This window comes from Arthrobacter sp. zg-Y179 (assembly GCF_020907345.1).
GTDB lineage: Bacteria > Actinomycetota > Actinomycetes > Actinomycetales > Micrococcaceae > Arthrobacter_B > Arthrobacter_B jinronghuae.
Genome location: NZ_JAJJOB010000002.1, coordinates 156,656 through 177,418 on the forward strand (window position 1 = coordinate 156,656; position 20,763 = coordinate 177,418).

General features: G+C 66.2%; 15 protein-coding genes and 1 tRNA gene. 8 read left to right on the top strand and 8 right to left on the bottom strand.

Translation table 11 applies throughout. The features are described from left to right. Positions 1-187 precede the first annotated feature (187 nt). Positions 188-1,651: a S1C family serine protease gene (locus LOC56_RS01100; RefSeq protein WP_229949729.1), complete on the bottom strand. Its 1,464-nt coding sequence runs from the start codon at positions 1,649-1,651 to the stop codon at positions 188-190. Between the two features lie 331 nt (positions 1,652-1,982). Here LOC56_RS01100 and LOC56_RS16140 point away from each other — a divergent pair, with 331 nt between their 5' ends. Continuing rightward, positions 1,983-4,091 carry a TPM domain-containing protein gene (locus tag LOC56_RS16140; protein ID WP_269437920.1) on the top strand — a complete coding sequence of 703 codons (2,109 nt, stop codon included), beginning with the start codon at positions 1,983-1,985 and terminating at the stop codon, positions 4,089-4,091. Positions 4,092-4,193: 102 nt separating this feature from the next. Then, positions 4,194-4,931 carry a PspA/IM30 family protein gene (locus LOC56_RS01110; protein WP_229949730.1) on the top strand — a complete coding sequence of 246 codons (738 nt, stop codon included), beginning with the start codon at positions 4,194-4,196 and terminating at the stop codon, positions 4,929-4,931. Between the two features lie 38 nt (positions 4,932-4,969). On the opposite strand, the gene LOC56_RS01115 is transcribed toward LOC56_RS01110, so the two are convergent. The 4 genes from LOC56_RS01115 to LOC56_RS01130 all read right to left on the bottom strand — a co-directional run bounded on the left by LOC56_RS01115 (position 4,970) and on the right by LOC56_RS01130 (position 10,220). After that, positions 4,970-5,509 carry a DUF6328 family protein gene (locus LOC56_RS01115; protein WP_229949732.1) on the bottom strand — a complete coding sequence of 180 codons (540 nt, stop codon included), beginning with the start codon at positions 5,507-5,509 and terminating at the stop codon, positions 4,970-4,972. Positions 5,510-5,592: 83 nt separating this feature from the next. Continuing rightward, a tRNA-Met gene (locus LOC56_RS01120) sits at positions 5,593-5,666 on the bottom strand. Between the two features lie 127 nt (positions 5,667-5,793). Then, entirely contained in the window at positions 5,794-8,799 is a 3,006-nt protein-coding gene (locus LOC56_RS01125; protein ID WP_442860036.1) for a UPF0182 family membrane protein, read from the bottom strand. 212 nt (positions 8,800-9,011) lie between these two features. Continuing rightward, positions 9,012-10,220, bottom strand: coding sequence for a YlbL family protein (locus tag LOC56_RS01130; protein ID WP_229949734.1), 1,209 nt, complete (start codon positions 10,218-10,220; stop codon positions 9,012-9,014). Between the two features lie 310 nt (positions 10,221-10,530). Between LOC56_RS01130 and LOC56_RS01135 the strand changes: the two genes are divergently transcribed. Continuing rightward, positions 10,531-12,006, top strand: coding sequence for a zinc-dependent metalloprotease (locus tag LOC56_RS01135; RefSeq protein ID WP_229949736.1), 1,476 nt, complete (start codon positions 10,531-10,533; stop codon positions 12,004-12,006). Positions 12,007-12,074: 68 nt separating this feature from the next. Here the strand turns inward: LOC56_RS01135 and LOC56_RS01140 are convergent, their stop codons facing one another. Next, positions 12,075-12,659 carry a M48 metallopeptidase family protein gene (locus LOC56_RS01140; RefSeq protein WP_229949738.1) on the bottom strand — a complete coding sequence of 195 codons (585 nt, stop codon included), beginning with the start codon at positions 12,657-12,659 and terminating at the stop codon, positions 12,075-12,077. A 169-nt stretch (positions 12,660-12,828) separates the two neighbouring features. Here LOC56_RS01140 and LOC56_RS01145 point away from each other — a divergent pair, with 169 nt between their 5' ends. Then, a complete protein-coding gene (locus tag LOC56_RS01145; RefSeq protein ID WP_229949740.1) occupies positions 12,829-13,935 on the top strand; it encodes a ThiF family adenylyltransferase in 1,107 nt (368 codons plus the stop codon). Positions 13,936-13,956: 21 nt separating this feature from the next. On the opposite strand, the gene LOC56_RS01150 is transcribed toward LOC56_RS01145, so the two are convergent. Together LOC56_RS01150 and nudC are read right to left on the bottom strand one after the other, a co-directional pair. Continuing rightward, positions 13,957-16,083, bottom strand: a complete 2,127-nt coding sequence (locus tag LOC56_RS01150; RefSeq protein WP_229949744.1) for an ATP-dependent DNA helicase UvrD2 — start codon at positions 16,081-16,083, stop codon at positions 13,957-13,959. After that, positions 16,080-17,042, bottom strand: coding sequence for an NAD(+) diphosphatase (gene nudC / locus LOC56_RS01155; RefSeq protein WP_229949746.1), 963 nt, complete (start codon positions 17,040-17,042; stop codon positions 16,080-16,082). The genes LOC56_RS01150 and nudC overlap by 4 nt, the downstream gene beginning before the upstream one ends. A gap of 142 nt (positions 17,043-17,184) precedes the next feature. On the opposite strand from nudC, the gene LOC56_RS01160 reads away from it, so the two are divergent. The 4 genes from LOC56_RS01160 (at position 17,185) to LOC56_RS01175 (ending at position 20,755) form a co-directional block, all read left to right on the top strand. Further along, on the top strand, positions 17,185-18,576 hold the full coding sequence (locus LOC56_RS01160; RefSeq protein WP_229949748.1) for a phosphotransferase: 1,392 nt from the start codon (positions 17,185-17,187) through the stop codon (positions 18,574-18,576). A gap of 177 nt (positions 18,577-18,753) precedes the next feature. Next, positions 18,754-19,134, top strand: coding sequence for a GntR family transcriptional regulator (locus tag LOC56_RS01165; RefSeq protein ID WP_227918398.1), 381 nt, complete (start codon positions 18,754-18,756; stop codon positions 19,132-19,134). Next, the gene (locus LOC56_RS01170; RefSeq protein ID WP_229949749.1) at positions 19,131-20,069 is read left to right on the top strand and encodes an ABC transporter ATP-binding protein; all 939 of its coding nucleotides are present in this window, start codon (positions 19,131-19,133) and stop codon (positions 20,067-20,069) included. The genes LOC56_RS01165 and LOC56_RS01170 overlap by 4 nt, the downstream gene beginning before the upstream one ends. Beyond that, positions 20,066-20,755 (top strand): hypothetical protein, encoded by a 690-nt coding sequence (locus LOC56_RS01175; RefSeq protein ID WP_229949751.1) that lies wholly within the window; start codon positions 20,066-20,068, stop codon positions 20,753-20,755. Before LOC56_RS01170 ends, LOC56_RS01175 begins: the two co-directional genes overlap by 4 nt. The last annotated feature ends 8 nt before the right edge of the window (positions 20,756-20,763 follow it).

The following is a 20,763-nucleotide window of genomic DNA, read 5'->3' on the forward strand; positions in this document are numbered from 1 at the left end:
GGCGGCCTGGAGATCCTCCCGCCGACGCGCGCCGCCTCGAAGCGGCGCGTTTAAAGCTAATCACACACTGGCCGGGCTTTCGCGTCGGCGCAAACGGAAGGGCCGTGCAAACGGAAGGGCCGCGTCCGGATGCTCCCGGCGCGGCCCTTCGTTGCCTGCTCGAACTACGCGGCCCGGCCAGACGGCGTTACTGCTTTGCCGAATCCCCGAGGGTGACGTCAACGCTGTCCGTTTTGCCGTCGCGCGTGAAGTCAATGGTGGCCTTGCCGCCGGCGGGCTGCATCCGGATGGCTGCAGTCAGCGACTGGGCATCCGTAACCGGGATGCCGTTGACGGACGTGACCACATCGCCCTTGCGCAGGCCGGCTTTTTCGCCCGGCGACCCGGATACCACTTCGGCCACCTCGGCACCCACAGTGAACGTCGACGACGAATCGGACGCGGTTGCCGGCGTCACCGAGACGCCCAGGTAGCCGTGGGTCGCGGACCCGTTGTCGATGATCTCTTCCGCTACCCGCTCGGCGTAGGTGATGGGAACGGCGAACCCGACACCGATGTTGCCGCTGTCCTCGCCTGCGGCACCGGAGGCAGCCGAGGCAATCGCGACGTTCACGCCGATGACTTCACCGTCGGTGTTGACCAGCGCGCCGCCGGAGTTGCCGTGGTTGATGGCGGCGTCGGTCTGCACCACGTTGAGGAAGATTGAGCTCTCCGCGGTGCTCTGGTCCTGCGACGATCCGTCCGGCGGAGCGAACCGGAATCCGAAACCGTTGTCTTCGGGTTCGTCTGAGCTCTCCGACTCTTCCGGCGCGGCCGAGGACTGGACGCTGATGGTGCGGTTAAGAGTGGAGACAATACCGTCAGTCACCGTCCCGGACAGGCCGAGCGGGGCGCCGATGGCAATCACGGTGTCCCCGACATTCAGGTTTCCGGAATCGCCCAGGGCAGCAGGTGTCAGGTCCGGGGCATCCACCTTGATGACCGCGAGGTCGGACAGCGGGTCCGTCCCGACGATGGTCGCGGTCAGGACCCGCCCGTCCGCCGTCTGGACTTCCACGACGGGGTCGGCGGCAGTGCCTCCGAGGGTTACCACGTGGGTGTTGGTCAGGATGTGGCCGTCGTCGTCCAGGATGATCCCGGAACCGGTGCCCGTGCTGCCGGAGGCGGCAACTTCAATGGTGACCACACTCGGTGAGGCCTTCACTGCCGCCGCCGTGACCGAGTTGACGCTGTCTTTGTCGTTCACCACGACTGTCTGCGGCTGGCTGGCCTGACCGGAAGTGTTGCTGTCCTCCAGGAGCGTGTGCGCCCCGACGGCCACGCCGCCGCCGAACAGACCGGCAAGCAGCATGCCCGCAACCAATGTTCCCGCCCCGAACTTCTTTGCCCGGGATTCGCGGGCCGGCGTGGTTCCAGCCGGTGCGTGGAAAGCGGTGCCCGAACCTGCGGACCCGTAAGTGGAGGATCCATAGCTGGCCGGGCCGTTTCCCTCGCCCGGCTGTCCCTGCGGAGGGACGGCGTTCGTCAGGGGTTCGGTCTGCGGGTTCCCCTGTGTTTCGCTCGAAGCGGTCCCCGAATACGACGGCGGCGCCGGCGGCCGGGGAGGCAACGGGCGTTCGGGGCCCTCGGGGCCGCCGTGTTGGTCAGTCATGTGGGTTGTCCTTTCAAAGTTCGCTTTACCCATGGTGTAGCCACAAGGTTCTTTTTTTCCACTATGGCAGCGCTGGCTGGGATGTACGGGGACGATTGCTGGACATCCGCTGTGAAGAACCCGGACGCCGTCTTACTGGCAGGCTACTTGAAACACAGGGTAAAAGTGCAGGTCAGGCGGACGTTGCCCGGCTGCGCAGCCGGCTCTCCCGCTCCGGTCCCGGTGGACGCGGCATAGGGCGGCCCCTAGAATCGGTACCAAGGTCCGGGGCCGCATGAGCTGTCCCTTCCGGCAGCTGGAACCGAGCGAGACGAAAACCAAAGGACGTTGTATGCGGTCACGGAACAGGTTGGCGGCCGTACTAGGCCTGAGCGCAGTTACGGTTCTGGTCCCCGCCGCTGCTTTTGCCGGGCCCGCGGCCCCCGTCCAGGCGGCCGCCGGATCGGTGGTCCAGGTTCCGGCGGAATCCCCTGTGCGGATACCGCCGGGCGAGTACATTGTGGACCCGGCAGATGTATTGGGCAGTGATGCTTCCGAGGTGGAGGAAGCGATTTCGGAGGTGCAGCGGAGCACCGGGTACACCCTGTACGTGGTTTACGTGGATTCCTTCACCAGCCCCGCAGACCCGGCCGCGTGGTCGGAACGGGTGGTGCAGGGCAAGGGCATGGGCGCTAAGGAAGCACTCCTGAGCATCGCCACCGAAGAACGCAAGATTCAGGTCTCCACCGGTGACCAGAGCGTCCTGACCCAGGCGCGGCGCAACGCGATCCTCGCTGCCGCGACCGATCCCCTGCTGGGCTCCCAGGACATTTCCTCCGCCCAGTGGGCCAACAGCGCAGTGAACGCTGCGGAGTCCTTGGAGGACATTGCCCGCGGCGGAGACGGAGAAGTTGCCGCCGCGGAAGAATCCGGCGGTGCCGACGTGGCGCCCCTGCTGGTTGGCGGCGTCGTCGTCGCCGGTGGACTGGGGACCGCCCTGCTGATCCGCAGCCGCCGCCGCAAGTCCGTCGCCGCCGCGCCCGTACAGCAGCAGGGGCCCGCGGCCCCGGTGGATCCGCTGGACACCATGAGCGTGCCGGACCTGCGCAAGCGCGCCGGCAGCCTGCTCGTGGCAGCCGACGATGCGATCAAGTCCAGCGAGCAGGAACTCGGATTTGCCATGGCCGCCTACGGCGAGGGTGCCGTCACGACCTTCTCCGAGGATCTGGCCGCAGCACGCGCACACATGGGCGAGTCCTTCAAGCTGCAGCAGCAGCTCGACGACCACATACCGGACACGGAGCAGCAGCAACGGACCTGGCTGAAGGAAATCATCCGCCGGTGCGAGGCAGTGAACGAGTCGCTGCAGGCACACAAGGAAGAGTTCGATTCCCTCCGGGAACTGGAAAAGAACGCCCCGGCAGCCTTGGCTGCGGCACAGGCAGCCGCCGAGCAGGCCGCATCGCGCCTCAGCACTTCGGCGGCAACTCTGGATTCGCTGCGCTCCCGCTATGCCGCCTCTGCGGTGAGCCAGATCAGCGACAACATCGACCAGGCCCATGAACGCCTGGCGTTCGTGTCCAATGCCGCCGCTACGGCGAATGAAAAGCTGGCCGAAGGGGATACTTCTTCGGCAGTGGTTTCCGTCCGGGCGGCCGAAGAGTCCGTCCACCAGGCCGACGTCCTGCTGGACGCGATCGACAAGCGGAGCCAGGAACTCGACGCCGCGCGGCAGGAGCTCCAGCGCGCAGTCGCCGATGCCAACCAGGACCTGGCCCAGGCCGACGCTATTGCCGCAGGCGGAACGGCTCCCGGTCTCGCCGGTCCGGCAGCCGGGGTCCGTGCCGCCGTCGATGCCGTGAACCAGGCCACGCAGGCCGGCCCCATTGACCCGGTGGACCTGCTGCGCCGGCTGGAAACGGCCAACAGCCAACTCGATGCCGCACTCGAAGGCATCCGGGACCGCCAGGAGCAGGAGAGGCGGGCACGGGATTCCCTGCAGCACGCCATCATGGCCGCGCAGGCGCAGATTTCCGGCACCTCGGACTATATCCGGGCCCGCCGCGGCGGCGTCGGCAGCGAGGCGCGGACACGTCTGGCCGAGGCTGAGCGCAATCTGCAGCAGGCCGTTGCCATGCAGTCCTCTGATCCGGTGAGCGCCCTCGCCTACGCCCAGCAGGCCAATGCCCTGGCGGCACAGGCAGCGGAAATGGCGCAGCAGGACGTTGACGGTTTCGGCGGGGGTTACGGAGGCGGCGGGTTCGGCGGCGGAATCGGCGGCGGAGGCAACGGCCTGGGCGGCGCCATCCTCGGAGGTATTCTCATCGATTCCATCCTGCGCGGCGGTTCGCACGGCGGCGGCTGGGGCGGCGGCGGGTTCGGCGGCTTCGGTGGAGGCGGGTTCGGCGGAGGCGGCGGCTTCGGCGGAGGCGGGTTCGGCTCATCCGGCGGAAACTTCTAGCCAACACGGGCCAAAGACGCAAAAGTACACCAAGATGTACCCGTAACGCCCCATGGCGGAGGCGGGATTTTTCCGAACACAGCAGATTGAAAGGCAGACACCGTGGTTAAGCAGTCGATTTTCGGACGTATCACTCAATTGGCCAAGGCCAACATCAATGCCATCCTCGACCAGGCCGAGGACCCGCAGAAGATGCTCGACCAGATGGTGCGGGATTACAGCAACAACATCGCTGAGGCCGAGAGCGCTGTCGCGCAGACCATCGGGAACCTTCGGATGCTCCAGGACGATTACAACGAGGACATCCAGAACGCCCAGAACTGGGGCAACAAAGCACTGGCTGCTTCCCGCAAGGCCGATGAGTTCCGCGCGGCCGGGAACACCGCCGACGCCGAGAAGTTCGACAACCTTGCCAAGGTGGCCCTTCAGCGCCAGATCGCCTCCGAAAACGAAGCCAAGGGTGCACAGCCGACCATTGCTTCCCAGGAAGAGATCGTTGAACGCCTCAAGACCGGCCTGAACCAGATGAAGGGCAAGCTGGACCAGCTCAGCAGTAAGCGCGACGAACTGATTGCCCGCGCCCGCAACGCCTCCGCGCAGACGCAGATGCATGACGCCATGAAGAGCATCGATGTCATGGACTCGACCTCCGAGGTGGGCCGTTTCGAGGAAAAGATCCGCCGTGAAGAAGCCCGTGTCCGCGGCGCCAACGAGCTGGCTTCCTCCAGCCTTGATGCACAGTTCGAGTCCCTTGAGGATCTCGGCGAGCAGACCGAGGTCGAAGCCCGGCTGGCGGCCCTGAAGTCTTCCGGTACAAAGCAGTCCGCCATCGAGGACTAGCCGCAGCAGCTTTTAGTACTGCCGAAGGGCGGGTGCCGCTACCGGTGCCCGCCCTTCGTGCGTCTGCTGCGGACCCGCCGTGCTTTGCGCTGCCGCAGGGCCTGCCGCCTCAGCGCAAGAGGCAGAAGCAGCCACAGCAGCGCCACGACCACGGCCACCGAGACTGCGGCTATGGCGCCGGCTGCACCGGAGAGCACGAGGTCGAACACGAGGCCGATGGTCCCGACCAGGATCAGGCCCACCAGAACCAAGGTGAGGCGCAGCAGCAGGTCCGCGCTGTCCACCAGGTTTCCTTTGATCCGCCGCTGGAAGAAGGTGCGGTGCAGCACCACCGTTGACAGCAGCAGCGCGGTGACGAGTACGGAAAGCACCACCAGGGACAGGTAGATGCCCACCTGGACCGGGTTCAGTTCGGTGAAGCGCTGCTGGAACGGCAGCGTCAGCAGGAAGCCGGTCAGGATCTGGATCCCGGTCTGGAGCACCCGCAGCTCCTGCAGCAGGTCCGTCCAGTTCCGGTCCTGCTTCTGCAGCGGGGTCTCACCGCGGTCCGGGTCACGTTCCGCTGGAGTATCGCCCATGCGGGCAGTTTAGTGGGTCCGTTGCCGGGCAAAGCAAAAGTCCCCCGAGGTTCCTTGCGGATCCTCGAGGGACTTTCTTTTTGTTGCGGGGGCAAGATTTGAACTTGCGACCTCTGGGTTATGAGCCCAGCGAGCTACCGAACTGCTCCACCCCGCGGCGTGATATCTAACTCTACCCGCAGCAGCACCGTGGCGCAAACCGGACCCCGCCGGCCCATAGCTGCAGGACCGGGAACCGGGCCGGCGAGCCGGCGGCGGGGCACCTAGTGCCCCGCCGCTGTCCGCTAGTTGCCGCCGTCGCCGTCTTCCGCCGGAGCAGTGGCGCCGTCCGCAGGCGCCTCGGTGGCGTCGCCGCCGGCAGCGCCCTCCATCCGTTCCTGGGCTGCAGTTGCCCGGGATATGGCGTCCTGGAGCCGGGCCTGGGCCTCGCCGTAGGCGGCGAAATCGCCGCGGCCAAGGGCCGTCTGGCCGTCCTGGATGGCCTGCCCGGCGTCGGAAAGCGCCGTAGCCAGTTCGGACTGGGCGGTCACGTCGCCGCCGCCTTCCGTTGTTGGAGGCGTAGCACCGACGTTGCCGGCATCTCCCGTGGACGCTCCGGAGTCGCCGCCGAAGATCTGGTCCAAGGCCTCTTCGAGGGTGGGTGCGAAGCCCACCTTCTCGCCGAAGTTCACCAGCACCCGCTGCAGCGTCGGGTACGAGGCTTCACCCGAAGACTGGACGTAAACGGGCTGCACGTACAGGATGCCGTCGCCTACCGGCAAGGTCAGCAGGTTGCCGTTGATGACTTCCGAGGCGCCCTGGCGCAGGAGGTTCAAGGCGTTCGAGACGGTCGGATCGGAGTTGAAGGTGTTCTGCGCCTGGCCCGGCCCGGGAACGGCCGTATCCGTGGGCAGGGCAAGCAGTCGAAGCTTGCCGTAGTCCTCGCTCCTGACTCCCGCTTCCCCGGTGCCGGCGTCGGCCTCCGCGGAGAGGAAACCGTACAGCACGTTGCGGGGGTCGCCGCCTTCACTCACGAACGGAATGAACGGCGTCGTCAGCGAGAAGGTCGCTTCATCCTGTCCCGGCATCTGCAGCGACAGGTAGTACGGGGGCTGCTTTACGCTGCCGTTGCCGCCCGTGGGATCGGCGGGAACGCTCCAGGCGTCGTCGTTCTTGTAGAAGGAATCCGGATCGGTGACGTGGTACTTGCCGAGCAGTTCACGCTGGACCTTGAACTGGTCTTCCGGGTACCGCACGTGCGCCATCAGGTCAGCGGACATGTCGCTGTACTTTTTCAGGGTGGAGGGGAAGACGCTCTGCCAGGACTTCAGCAGCGGATCCTCGTCATCCCAGGCGTACAGCTCAACGGAACCGTCGTAGGCGTCAACGGTGGCCTTGACCGCGTTGCGGATGTAGTTCACCTGTTCCTGCGGCAGCGCCGCAGCGCCCGGGGTCAACGAGTCAGTGGTTGCATCCTGCAGCTCCTGCTGCGTGGAGTAGGGGAAGTACTTGCTCGTGGTGTAGCCGTCCACGATCCACTTCACCCGGCCGTCAATGACGGCGGGGTACGCGTTGCTGTCGACCGTCAGGTACGGCGCAACCTTTTCCACCCGCTCGCGGGGGTCGCGGTCATACAGGATCTGGGATTCCTCATTGATGGAGTCCGCGAGCAGCAGCTCGGTGGACTGGAACTTGATCGCGTAGACCAGCTGGTTGAAGAAGTTCCCGACGCTCGGCCCGCCCTCGCCGCTGAAGGTGGTCTGCGATTCCTCTTCCGAGTTACCCGTCTGCGGGCGGTCGATTTCCACCGGCGGGGTGCCCTCCGGCGCGCCGACCACTGAGTACTGCGGAGAGTTCTCGCCGAAGTAGATCCGCGGCTCGTAGTCCCCGCTGTCGGTGAGCACACCGGTGGAGGGAATGCCGGACTCCATGAAGCTCGGCTTGCCGTCCGGCCCCACCGTGGACCCGCGTGCTGCGACCACGCCGTAGCCGTGGGTGTAGAGGATGTGTTCGTTGACCCACCCTGCGGGCACGCCCCCGACGTTCAGCTCGCGGACGGCGATGACCGTGTCCTGCACCTCGCCGTCGATCTCGTAGCGGTCCACGTTCAGGGTCTGGGGGAACTGGTAGTACTGGCGGAACTGCTGCAGCTGGCCGAACGCGTCGGAGACGACATTCGGGTCCAGGAGGCGGATGTTGGCGGTGGTGCCGGCGTCCTGTGCAAGGGCTCCGGCGTTGGCGTTCACCGTGGCGTCGTACGGGATGACCTCGGTGTCGCTCAGGCCGTAGGCCTCCCGCGTGAGGTCGATGTTGCGCTGGATGTATTCGCGTTCAAGGCTCAGCTCCGAAGGCTGCACCTGGTACCGCTGCACAATCCAGGGGTAGACGCCGCCTGCCACGATGGCCGTGATGATCAGCATTGCGGTGCCGATAATCGGCAGGCGCCAGCGGCCGATGACGGCGGAGAGGATGAACAGGACGGCAACGATCACAGAGGCAACGGCCAGGATGGCCTTGGTCGGGATGACGGCCTCAACGTCGGTGTAGAGGGCGCCGGTCCAGGTTCCCGAGGTGCTCAGCAGGGTGTCGTAGCGGTCGAGCCAGAAGTTGATGCCCTGCAGGATGAGGAAGGCTGCGGCGATGATGGCCAGGTGCAGGCGGGCGGGGCGGCTGACGAACACGCCCTTCTCCTCCAGCCGGATACCGCCGTAAAGGTAGTGGGTCATCAGGCCGGCAATACCGGCAATGACGACGACGCTGATCAGGAAACCCACCAGGAACCCGATGAAGGGCAGCGTGTTCAGATAGAAGCTGTAGTCCATGTTGAACTGCGGATCTGTCTGTCCGAAATCGCGCCGGTTGAAGAAGAGCAGGGCCTGCTGCCACATGGACATGGCAGCCGTGCCGGCGAAGCCGCCGACGACGATCGGAATACCGATCATCAGCAGCTTGCGGATGGGCTCAAGCTGGGCCTGGTACCGGTTGAGGTTGTCCTGGAGCGCACTGTCCGGCGCATAGATCGGCCGCGAGGTGTAAGCCACCCGGATACTGGTGAACACGCCGGCTGCCATCACGAGGAAGGCCGCGAGGAACATGGAGATACGGGTCAGGTTCTCCTTGACGAAGACTTCCAGATACCCCAGCTGGTTGTACCAAAGGACATTTGCGTAAACCTGGGAAAAGTACACAAAGCCAATGACCAGGACGGCAACTACGATCAGCGTTGCGATCAGCGGGCTGCGCCGCCGTCGCCTGCCGACGGCCGTGGCCGTGCCGGGTCGGGAAAATGGGCCGTTTGGTCCGGAAGTCACAGTTACCTCATCGTTCGGTGCGTCGGCTCGCGGCCTATCCGGGATGCACCGGCGGGAATGCTTTCGGGTCGTTTTCCAGCCCTGTTTCCCCACCGGTTGACCCGGAAGCCGTCCGTAAAATCATTCTGCCTTGGATTGCTCTTTGGCTGCCACTCAGATCCGGTGCCGCAAACAACCTTGTCCCGATCGTAACTAGGGCGGGCCGTCTACTACTAGGGGGTGCACTGAGGCAGGTCTGCCGCATTCCCGCCGGCGGCGAGCTTCTCGACGGCCTGGATGGCTTCGTCCAGAGTGGAAACCCGCACCACCTCCAAGCCTTCCGGAATATGACCGACGACCTCCCCGCAGTTGTCTGCAGGGGCAAGGAAATACTCGGCACCGGCGTCGGAGGCTCCGATCAGTTTCTGCCGGATCCCGCCGATGGGGCCTACGTTCCCGGCCGCGTCGATGGTCCCGGTTCCGGCAAAGTGCTTACCCCCGGTCAACGGTTCCGGGGTCAGCCGGTCCACGATCCCCAGGGCGAACATCATGCCCGCGGACGGACCGCCGACCCGTTCCAGGGTTTCACCGATGTTGACTTCAAAAGGGAACTCGAAGGAGGTCGCCAGTTCGATGCCGAGCTGATAGGTACCGGAATCTGATTGCCGCGGCGTCACGGATTCGGTTGTTTCCTGCCCGTCCCGCCGTACCGTGATTTCCGCGGGCGAGCCGCCGCCGTCGTTCAGGACTGCGCGCAGGCTCTCGATGCCGTCGATCCGGGTGTCCCCCACCGCAACCACGGTGTCTCCGGTCTGCAGCACGCCTTCGGCCGGTGAGCCTTCAACCACGGCTGCCACGGTCAGTTCCTGGGTGAAACCGATATCCAGCTGCGTCAGGGCCGCGGCGACGGCGGATTCCTGGGAGGACGTCATGGCGGCGGCGTTTTCCTCGTCCACCTCGTCACTGGTGGTTCCCGGTGCATAGAGGAACTCGGTGGGATAGACGACGTCGTCGTTGTTTGCCCACCCTCCCACGGCCTGGAAGATGCTGATGTTGGTGCTCGGGCCGCCGGAAACGTAGACGGTGGTCAGGTCCAGCTCCCCCTCCGTCGGATAGCTCTGGCGCCCCTCGATTTCGATGATCTTCGCATCCCCGGCGCTGCCCAGCGTGTTGAACGTAGGTCCCGGAGACTCCACCACGTACTGGGCGGGCAGCAGCAGGCCGGCGGCGCCGAGTACGCCGGCAAGCGCACCGGAGGCAATCATCGCCCGGGAGCGGGCGGAGCGTTTGGCCGGTGCCGGGCGGCCCGCACCCAGGCCCTGGTACGGATAGACGGAGTAGCTTCCGTCCGGCTGCGGGGCCGGGACGGGAGACTGCCCGGGTACGGGATTGCCTGGCCGGCCCTGCGCCGCGGTCCTGCTGTCGTCATGGGAGGGGCGCAACTGACCAACCTTTTCCTGCGCTCGTGTGCTGTGTGCTGTGTGCTCGTATGTTGTGCTTATTAATGCTTGTTCTGTAGTACATAGCCGGCGCCCGCGGTCGGGCTGCCAACCCTGCAAGCCTACGCCCGGCCCCCGGCCGCAACGTGCAGGGCAGGCTTTGCCTACAGCGAACGAAAACGGCTGTGCGGGACAGGGATTGGACCCTGCGGGTAGCGTAAGGGGAATATGGTCGGCAGGTGCCGGGCATCGCACACAATATCTTCAGCAGTATTTTCCGCTTTATCTTCTTCCACAGGACCGGTGGTATCCCATGAGTTCCAATCCATCCGACCGCGGGGACAACCCGCAGGATCCGCTGTCCGAAATGCTCGCGCGCCTGTTCGGCGCCGGCGGTGCGGGCGGCATGGATCCTACCGAGCTGGCGAAGGCGGCCGGGCTGCCCTCGGACCCCAACGCCATGGCCATGATCTTCCAGCAGGTCCAGGCCATGTTCAGTGCTTCCTCGGACGGTCCGGTGAACTGGCAGCTGGCCAAGGACAATGCCCGGCGGGTGGCAGCAACCGGCAGCGACCCTTCCACCGGCCCGACGGCGGCCCGCGAGGTTGACGAGGCACTGCACCTGGCCGAGCTCTGGCTGGACCCCGTCACCGATTTCGCCTCCACCGCCAGCCTTGGCCGCGCCTGGTCGCGGGCGGAGTGGGTTGAAGCCACGATGGATTCCTGGCGCCGCCTGACGGAACCGGTGGCGGTGAGCATTTCAGAAGCACTTTCCAACGCCATCACCACGCAGATGCCCGAAGAAATGAAGTCGATGATGGGCGGGGCGTCCTCCATGCTCGCCAACATGGGCGGAGCAATGTTCGGCATCCAGCTCGGCCAGGCCGTAGGGGCACTGTCCAAGGAAGTGGTGAGTTCCACCGACGTCGGCCTGCCGCTCGCCGCCGGAACCATGGCGCTGCTGCCCGCCAACGTTGCGGCCTTCGGCGAAGGCCTGGACATCCCGGAAGCGGAAATCCGCCTGTACCTTGCCGTCCGGGAAGCAGCCCACGCACGCCTCTTCGCGCAGGCACCGTGGCTTGCATCCCACCTCTTCGGCACCATCGAAAGCTATGCCCGCGGCATCCACATCGATATGTCGAAGATCGAGGAAGCCGCCCGGGAAATCGACCCGGCCAATCCCGAGTCCATTCAGGCTGCCCTGTCCGGCGGAGTCTTCCAGCCCCAGCGCACGCCGGCCCAGGATGCCGCCCTTGAACGGCTGGAAACCGCCCTGGCCCTGGTGGAGGGCTGGGTGGACGAGGTCACTGCCGCTGCCACCGTAAACCTGCCCTCTGCGGGGGCTCTTCGGGAAATGATCCGCCGCCGCCGCGCCAGCGGCGGTCCCGCCGAACACACGTTCGCTTCCCTGGTGGGCCTGGAGCTGCGGCCGCGGCGGCTGCGCGATGCCGCTGCACTGTGGGCGCATCTCACGGAGGAACGCGGCATTGAGGGCCGCGACGCCGTCTGGCAGCACCCGGATCTCCTGCCGACCTCCGAGGACCTCGATGATCCCAAGGGCTTCAGCCGGCGTCGCGAGCTTCTCGAAGCGGCCGACTCAGACGTCGATGCCGCTCTGAAGCGCCTCCTCGACGGCGGATTCGACACCCCTGCCGACGAATCGGGCTCCGAAGAAGAAGGTTCCGGGGAAGCTGCAACGGATACGCCGGCAGCCGAAAGCACCGACGGCGACGGAGACGGGGAGAAGGCCGACGGCGACGGCGACGAAGGGAAACCCGGCGCCAGCTAGCTGACCGGCAGCACCCCGCAGCTGCTCCAGAGGCAACAGCCTCTGGAGCAGCTGCGTTTAAGGACTGCTTAATCCTCCCCCATCTCGCCCTTCAGGCCGCGGGCGCTGGCAAACGCTGCTCCGGAGAGAAAGGCCTTGGCGGTCTCCGTCTGCGGATAGCTTTCCAGGAGGCGCCAGAAGGCCGGACCGTGCGAGGGCACCAGTAGGTGGGCGAGTTCATGAAGCAGCACGTAGTCGATGACCCATTCAGGCATGCCCTGAAGCTTGTCGGAAAGCCGGATGGTGCCCCTGCCGGGGGTGGCCGATCCCCAGCGCGAGTTCTGGTTGCTCACCCAGCGGACGGACTGCGGACGGGCACGGCCGGAGAGGTAGATCCGGGATAGTTCCGCGGCACGCAGCATCAGCTCGCTCTCGCTGGTTTCCGGATCCGGCACGCCGGCCGCGCGCTCTTCCAGCCTCGCCACCATCCGCCGCACCCATTCCGCCTCCTGCGCAGTAGAAAAGTGCGCAGGGATGGAAATCAGCGCCACCCCGTCACGGAAGACGGCGTTGACCGTCCGCTTCCGCCGGGCGGACCGACGAACCTGGATCGGTATACCGGTGCTGGTGGTGGCCGGGATTGAAACGTCGGCGGTCCGGTGCGGGGATGGCATATTCCAAGCCTAGCCGCCGCCGCCGACAGCCCTGCAGCCTGTGGATAACCCGGAACGTAGGGCAACACCGTGCCAGCATGGTCAGCAGCCCCGCTGAGCGGGCAGTGTCGACAGCCCGGGAGGCAAGGGCGGGCAGCAGGCAGGAAGAACCGGACCACGGGAGCAGGCCATGCGGATCAATCCTGGAATTCACGTGCTGGAAGTTTCACCGGGAGCCCGGCAACTGGGGATCGGTTCAGGATCCCTGCTGCTGCGCAACCTCCAGGACGCCGATATCGCTTTCCTGGAGGCGCTGCGTCAAGGCGTTCCGGACGGTGCCGAAGCGGCCACCGCAGCTGGATTGTCCCTTCCACCGGACCGCGCAGCGTCGCTCCTGCAGGTCCTGGGCCCGCTGCTCGTACCGCAGGAGGGAACCGCGGCCCCCATTCCCTCGCTGCGCTCGGAACGGCTCCTCCCGGACGCACAGCGTCTTTCTTCCGCTTACCGGGTCAACGGTGAGGAATCGATCCGGCGGCGGGCCGCTGCAGCCGTCTCGGTGGATGGATTGGGGCGTGCAGGCGCCCTCGTGGCCCGTACCCTTGCCTCCGCAGGTATTGGCACCCTTCTGCTCACCGACCCCGGAGTGGTCGGCCCCGCAGATGTCGGCACGGCTTATGCCATGACTGATATCGGAATGAACCGGGCAGCTGCCGTCAAACGGCACCTGTTCCGGGTGGACCCCACCCTTCAGGTGCTGACGATGGCAGCGGACGGGAGCCGCCAGGTCCCGCCGGAAGTGGATCTGGCGGTGACCGTCCGCGCGGTCGGGGCCGGCCCCGGACGGCCCCGACGGCAGCCGGATCTGCCGGACGGTGACGACGGTGTTCCCCGGCTGGTGCTGACCGCCCAGGAAGGCGGATGGGATATCGGCCCGTTGGTGGTTCCGGGCGTCACGCCCTGCCTTGAATGCCTGGACCGGCACCGTGCGGATACCGATCCGGGTTGGTACGCCGCAATGGAGGCCCTGGCGGCGGACAAGGCCAAAGCCGACGGGCAGGAGCATGCGGGCACGCCGGACTCATCGGGGCCATCGGGCGAGGAACTGGCCGGGTCGGTCCTGGCCGCCGGAGCTGCGGCCATGGCGGCATTGGTCTTCCTGGATGGAATCAATCAACCCGCAGTGTTCTCCGCAGTCCTGCGGCTGCGGACGTCCGACGGCTACCCGCAACTGCGGAAACTGGACTACCACCCCGCCTGCGGCTGCCGCCTGCAACGCAGCAGCAACCGGGTGGCGTAGCGGGCGGCCAGCGACCGGCGGCTAGGCGCCGGCGCTTTCCGCGAGCACCTTCAGCACGGCCTCGCCGTAGCGCTCCAGTTTCGACGGTCCGACGCCGGGCAGCGTGGCCAGCCGGTTCAGCGACGGCGGCCGGTCTTCCGCTATGGCAACCAAGGTGGCGTCGGTGAACACCACGAAGGCCGGAATACCTGCTTCGGCGGCCGCTTCGCGGCGCCATTCCCGCAGCGCGTCGAAGGTAGCTTCCTCATAGGTCACCGGGCAGTCCCCGCAGCGCCCGACCTTGCGTTCGGCCCCGGTGTTCAGCAGGGCACCGCAGCTGCGGCACTTTGCCGGTCCGGTGACCTTGCGCCGGGTCTGCTTGGCCGGTCCTGCCGTCCGTCCGGCATCCCGCTCCGTGCGGGGACGCAGTCCGTCCAGGAACCGTGACGGTTTCCGGTTGGCACGCCCGCCCGGTGTCCGGGCCGTGGACCAGGACAGCGCCAGGTGTTCCCGGGCACGGGTAATACCCACGTACAGCAGCCGGCGTTCCTCGTCGACGGCTTCGGGGGTGTCCGCAAAGGAAATGGGCATCAGGCCCTCGCTCAGTCCAACCAGGAACACCGCGTCCCATTCCAGGCCCTTGGCGGAGTGCAGGGATGCCAGGGTTACCCCTTGGACCCGGGGTGCGTGCTGTGCCGCGGCACGTTCCTCCAGCTCCGCGGCGAAGTCCTGCATGGTGAAGATACTGTCCGGGTCACGGGTGCGGGTGACCTGCAGCTCTTCGGCGAGCGCCACGAGAGCGGCCAGGGATTCCCACCGCTCCCGCGTGGCGCCGCCGCCCGTCGGCGCCTCGGACGTGTAGCCCAGGGAAGCCAGGATGTCCCGCACCATCTGGGGCACGGGTTCGTTACCCACGGACCGGGACGCCGCGCGCAGCTGCAGTACCGCGTCGCGGACCTCCCGGCGTGCGAAGAACCGCTCGCCGCCGCGCAGCTGGTAGCCGATACCGGCTGACGCCAGCGCCTGCTCATAGGCCTGCGACTGCCCGTTGGTACGGAAGAGGACGGCGATCTCGCTGGCCTGGACGCCCTGTTCGATCAGTGCCTTGATGGAGGAGGCCACATGCGCGGCTTCTGCTTCGTCGTCGGCGCATTCGGTAAACGTCGGTTCCGGGCCGGCCGGCCGCTGCGCCACCAGTTCCAGCGGCGTGGGCCAGGCCGGTGCCATCCGGTTCCGCTCCCCCTCGGCCGTGCGGGCTGCGAGGATCCGGTTCGCCAGGCCGACCACCTGCGGCGTGGAACGGTAATCGCGGACCAGCTTGACGACGTCGGCGCCGGGGAACCGCTTGGTGAAGTCCAGCAGGTGCCGCGGGGTTGCGCCGGTGAAGGAGTAGATGGTCTGGCTGGAATCGCCCACCACGCACAGTTCGTTGCGGGCGCCCAGCCACAGGTCCAGGAGCCGCTGCTGCAGCGGTGAAACGTCCTGGTACTCGTCCACCACGAAGTGCCGGTACTGGTCCCGCACCATCGCGGCCACACGCTCGTCTTCCTGGAGGATCCCCACCATGATCAGCAGGACGTCTTCGAAGTCGATGATGTTGCGGTCCACTTTTACGTCCTCGTAGGACTGGAAGATCCGCGAAATGGCCGTCAGGTCAAAGCCGGCCGGGGGTTCCCGGTCCCCGGCGGCCCGCACGTAGCTGTCCGGGGTAAGCATGGAGACCTTAGCCCATTCGATTTCCGCGGCGACGTCCCGGATGGCGGCCCGGTCGGTGGAAAGCCTCAGGCGCCGCGCGGCTTCCGCGATTATCTGGGCCTTGTGGTCCAGCAGGCCGGGCATCGCTCCGCCGACGGTATGCGGCCAGAAGTACTGCAGCTGCTTCAGCGCGGCGGCGTGGAATGTCCGGGCCTGGACGCCGCCGGCCCCGAGGTCCCGGAGCCTGGTGCGCATTTCCGCTGCGGCCCGCGCAGTGAAGGTAACCGCCAGCACCTGCTGCGGCTTGTAGACGCCGGTGGCCACGCCGTAGGCCATCCGGTGCGTGATGGCACGGGTCTTACCGGTACCGGCACCTGCCAGGACGCAGAGGGGACCGGTGAGGGTGGTGGCTACTGCCCGCTGCTCGTCGTCGAGCCCTGCAAGGATTCGTGCTTCTGGTGATTCACTGCTCATGCGCGGGCGTTGGCCTCCGGTTCGGTAATGGTGCCGCCGTACCAGCGCTCGATCAGGTTCCGGGCGATGGAAATGGGGCCTGCAATGGTGATTTCGCCGCTGGCCACGGCATCGGTGAGTTCCGTCCGGCTGAACCAGCGGACATCGGACATTTCGACGCCGTCGGCCTTCGCCTCCGCGTTCTCGGCGCGGGCGGTGAAGCCCAGCATCAGTGAACACGGGAACGGCCACGGCTGCGAACCGAGGTACTGCGGGCTGTGGACAACCACATTGGACTCTTCAGCCACCTCGCGGATGACAGCGGCCTCCAGCGATTCTCCGGGTTCAACGAAACCGGCGAGGGTGGAATACCGGTTCCCCGGCCAGGCCGCCGCCGAACCCAGCAGGATGCGGTCCTGCTCGTCAACCACGGCAACGATGATGGCGGGGTCGGTGCGCGGGAAGTGGGAGCTGCCGTCCTCGGGACAGCGGCGGACCCAGCCGCCCTGCTCCGGAACAGTCCGTGCGCCGCAGCGGGGGCAGTGGGTGTGCACGGAGTGCCAGTTGGCGATGGACGCCGCCTCGACGAACAGTCCTGCATCCAGGGCACCCAGATGCGTTGCGGCTTCACGCAGGCTCACCCAGGCTGCGCCTTCCACGGCGAGCGCATCATCCGGTTCGGGCAGGGTCACCAGCACGACGTCGGTTCCCAGCGGCACCTGCGCATCTTCGAGGGTCCGGCCAAGATAGACGGGAACCTCGCCAAAGCCCGCCGCCGGCGGTTCAAAGAGCACCAGGACGCCGTCGCGGACGAGGGTCCGGCCGCCGGCCAGGTACATGACCCGCGTGCCGCCGTCGGCACGGATGGTTTCGAAGAGATCCGGTGCCACGCGACGCTCGGAGCCCCGGTCCACGGCCGTGCGCGCCAGCGGTAATAAACCCAATGGAGATGCTTCTGCTGACGGTGCCGGGATACTCATACCACCTACCGTACTGACTCCCTCCCCCCAAACTGTAGTTGGCCCGTGGAGCCGTGCCCGGTCTGAGGTTTTCCTCACGGTTTAGACGACTCGCCGCCCGGCAATGGTTATTCGGACCACATCTGCCCATACGGTTGAAGATGTGAAACGGACCCCCATGGAATTGGCTGCAATGGCCAGCGCTGCCGTCCCAGGGCTGACCCCTACCGGCGTTGCCGGTTCCCCGGACGACGCTGCGGATTTTGACGCGGCGCTGCTGCTTGACGACGCCGGGCGCAGGTGGCGCGTCCGGTCCCCCAAACATCTCGAGGCCAGTATGCGCCTGGAGACCGAACTGCTGGTCCTGCGCACCTTTGTCCCGGCGGTGAGGGCCGAATTGCCGTTCGCCCTGCCCTATGTTGCCGGCACCGTCCGCCAAGGCGAGCTCTGCACTTTTGTCTATTCCCACCTTCCCGGTGCCCTCCGGAGCATTGATGCCCTGGTGACGGCCGGAAGTTCCGTAGCCGCGGAGATAGGCCGGGCCATGGCCGCGATCCACGCCATCCCCCGGGAACTGGTTACCTCCGCGGACCTGCCCAGCTACAGCGCGAACGAGTTCCGGCAGCGTCGCCTGAACGAGCTGGACCAGGCGGCCACCACCGGCAAGATCCCCGCCGTACTGCTGCGGCGCTGGGAGCACGCACTGGAAGACGTCTCGCTGTGGCGTTTCAAGCCCACCGTGGTCCACGGCGACCTGCATGAAGACAACATCCTGCTTACGGGCGAACGGGTCAGCGCGGTCACCGGCTGGACCGATCTCAGGGTGGGCGACCCGGCGGATGACTTCGCGTGGTTGATCGCGGCCAACGATCCCCGGTTCACCGAGACCGTGCACGCTGCCTACTTGGAAGCCAGCAATGATCCCGAGGATCCACACCTGATCCGCCGGGCAGCATTGTCTGCGGAATTTGCCCTCGCGCAGTGGCTGGTGCGCGGCGTCGCCGCAGAGAACGCCACCATGGTCGACGAAGCCGTGGAGATGCTCGGCACCCTCGAAGAAGACGTACTGGCGCAGGAAGCGTCTGACCGGCGCGACAGCCAGGCCCGCGCTGCCGATGCCCGGGCGGCGGAAGCCGAAGCCGCGGCGGCAGTCCGGCCGGCGGCCGCCAAGGTTACCGTTGTTCCGATTGCCCCCGAGGCGGCCCCCACGGCGTCAGGCGCCGACGACGCCGCCCCGGACGCCGGCAGCGTCAGCCGCGTGGTTGGTACCGAAACAGGGTCAGACACGGAAAACGGCGCCGAGAACGCAACGGACGGCGACGAACCCGGCGAATCGGAGCCGGCAACGGCGCGCGCAGCGGGACCGCAGCAGGAAGGGGAAGCGGATGAAGCCGCGGACTCCGCCGTGGACACTGATTCCGGGAACGATCCGGAATCCGGCAACGAACCTGTTGCGGACAGTGCTTCCGGTGACGGCGCCCCGCGCGACGGACACAGCAGTCAGCCGGGCACTGAAACCACTGCCCTGCCGCTGACCCCGGTTCCGGACAAGTAACCGGTTTCCGCACCCCGGCACTCCGGTGCCCCGCCGATTTTTCGGCGGGGCACCTTTTTCTTTCATCGGCCCCTTGCCATGTCCCGGTTCCGCCTATAGGTTAGTTACATCGCTAATGAACCAAGCAAGTAGTGAACCGGGCACTTGGGTCCCGGGGATGAAACCACGGGAGCCGCTTTGATAGATGACAGCAGGCCGATCTTCCAGCAGATCGCCGAACGCGTCGAAGGCGACATCCTGGACGAAACCCTCAAGGAGGAGAGCCAGGTGCCTTCCACCAATGAGTTCGCAGCCTTTTACCGGATCAACCCGGCGACGGCGGCCAAGGGCATCAACCTCCTCGTGGATGAGGGAATCCTCTATAAGCGCAGGGGCATCGGCATGTTTGTGGCGCCCGGAGCCAGGGAAGCCGTCCTCAAGAAGCGGCGGGAACAGTTCTACGAGCAGTACGTCCGTCCGCTGACAATCGAAGCGCGGAAGCTGGGTATTGACGGCACCCAGCTCGCCGGATTGATTCAGCGCAGCGCCGTCGACACCGAAGGGAGCATGGCGCCATGAATGCCGGCACCACGAACGTGATAGAAACCCGGAACCTCACACGCCGTTACCGGGACCAGCTAGCGCTCGACAACGTTGACCTGGATATCTCCGGCGGCCGCATTTACGGGCTGCTCGGGCGCAACGGAGCGGGCAAGACAACCCTGATGTCCATCCTCACGGCCCAGGGCTTCGAGTCTTCCGGCGAGGTACGGGTTTTCGGAGAACACCCCTTCGAAAATGACCGTGTGCTGCGCCGGCTGTGCTTCGTCCGCGAATCGCAGAAGTACCCGGATGACTTCACCGCGGCCAACGCTTTTGCATCCGCCGGGCTGCTTTATCCCAACTGGGATGCCGGGTTCGCCGCCTCGCTCGCGGAGGAATTCCGCCTCCCGGTCAAGCGCCGGTTGAAGAAGCTCTCCCGCGGCCAGCTTTCCGCCGTCGGAGTGATTCTCGGACTGGCATCACGGGCGGAAATCACCTTCTTTGACGAGCCGTACCTGGGGCTCGACGCCGTGGCCCGGCAGATTTTCTACGACCGGCTGGTCGAAGACTTCGCAGAGCATCCGCGCACCATCGTGCTTTCCTCGCATCTGATCGACGAGGTCGCCCTTCTCCTGGAGCACGTGATCGTCATTGACAGCGGCAGGATTGTCTTGGATGACGACGCAGAGAACATCAGGGGCAGCGCCGTAACCATCACCGGCACTGCGGACATCGTGGAGGCTTTCATCGCCGGGTATCCGGTGCTGCACCGTGAATCCCTGGGGTCCCTGGTCTCGGTCACTGTTGAGCACCGGCTCGACGACGCCGGGCGCCGGGAAGCCGCAGAGCTTGGGTTGCAGCTGACCCCGGTATCCCTGCAGCAACTCATTGTCCGCAAGACCCTGCAGGCCGATGGCGAAGAGAAGCCGTCCGGCACTGCGGCAACAGACAGCCTGGAGGCCTTCCAATGAACCGTGCAGTAGCCGTGGCGCGAATGCAGCTGACCAATAAATGGATCTACCTGTGGATTCCGCTGATCATCCTGGCCGCCTCCACGCTGATATCGCTGGCAATCTTCGCGATGATCCCGGGTGATGCCTCGAACATCATTTCCGGCTCCGGGCAGGCCGTGATGTGGTACTTCTTCGCCCTGGGGATCCAGGCCATGACCCTGCTCTTCCCCTTCTCGCAGGCCCTCAGCGTCAGCCGGCGCGCCTTCTACCTCGGCACCATCGGATTGTTCTCCCTGGTCGCCCTGGCTCTCGCGGTCCTGTACTGGGTGCTGGGCCTGGTGGAGCAGGCGACCGACGGCTGGGGCATGAAGGGCGCCATCTTCGCCATCCCGTGGATCGCCGAGGGCGCCTGGTACGCCCAGATCCTCTTCTATTTCGCGGTCACCGTCCTGCTGTTCCTGCTTGGCTTCTGGAGTTCGACCATTTACAAGCGGTGGCGGACCGTCGGACTTACGGCAGCACTGGTGGGCGCCGCCGCAGTCCTGCTGGGAGTCATTGCGCTGATCACCTGGCGGGAGGCCTGGCCCTCCGTCGGTGCCTGGATAGTGGAGCTGACGCCGCTGTCGCTGGCCGGCTGGGTGCTTGCCGCCGGTGCGCTGCTTGCCCTGACGTCCTACGCCACGCTCCGGCGAGCCGTTCCCTGATCCGCCCC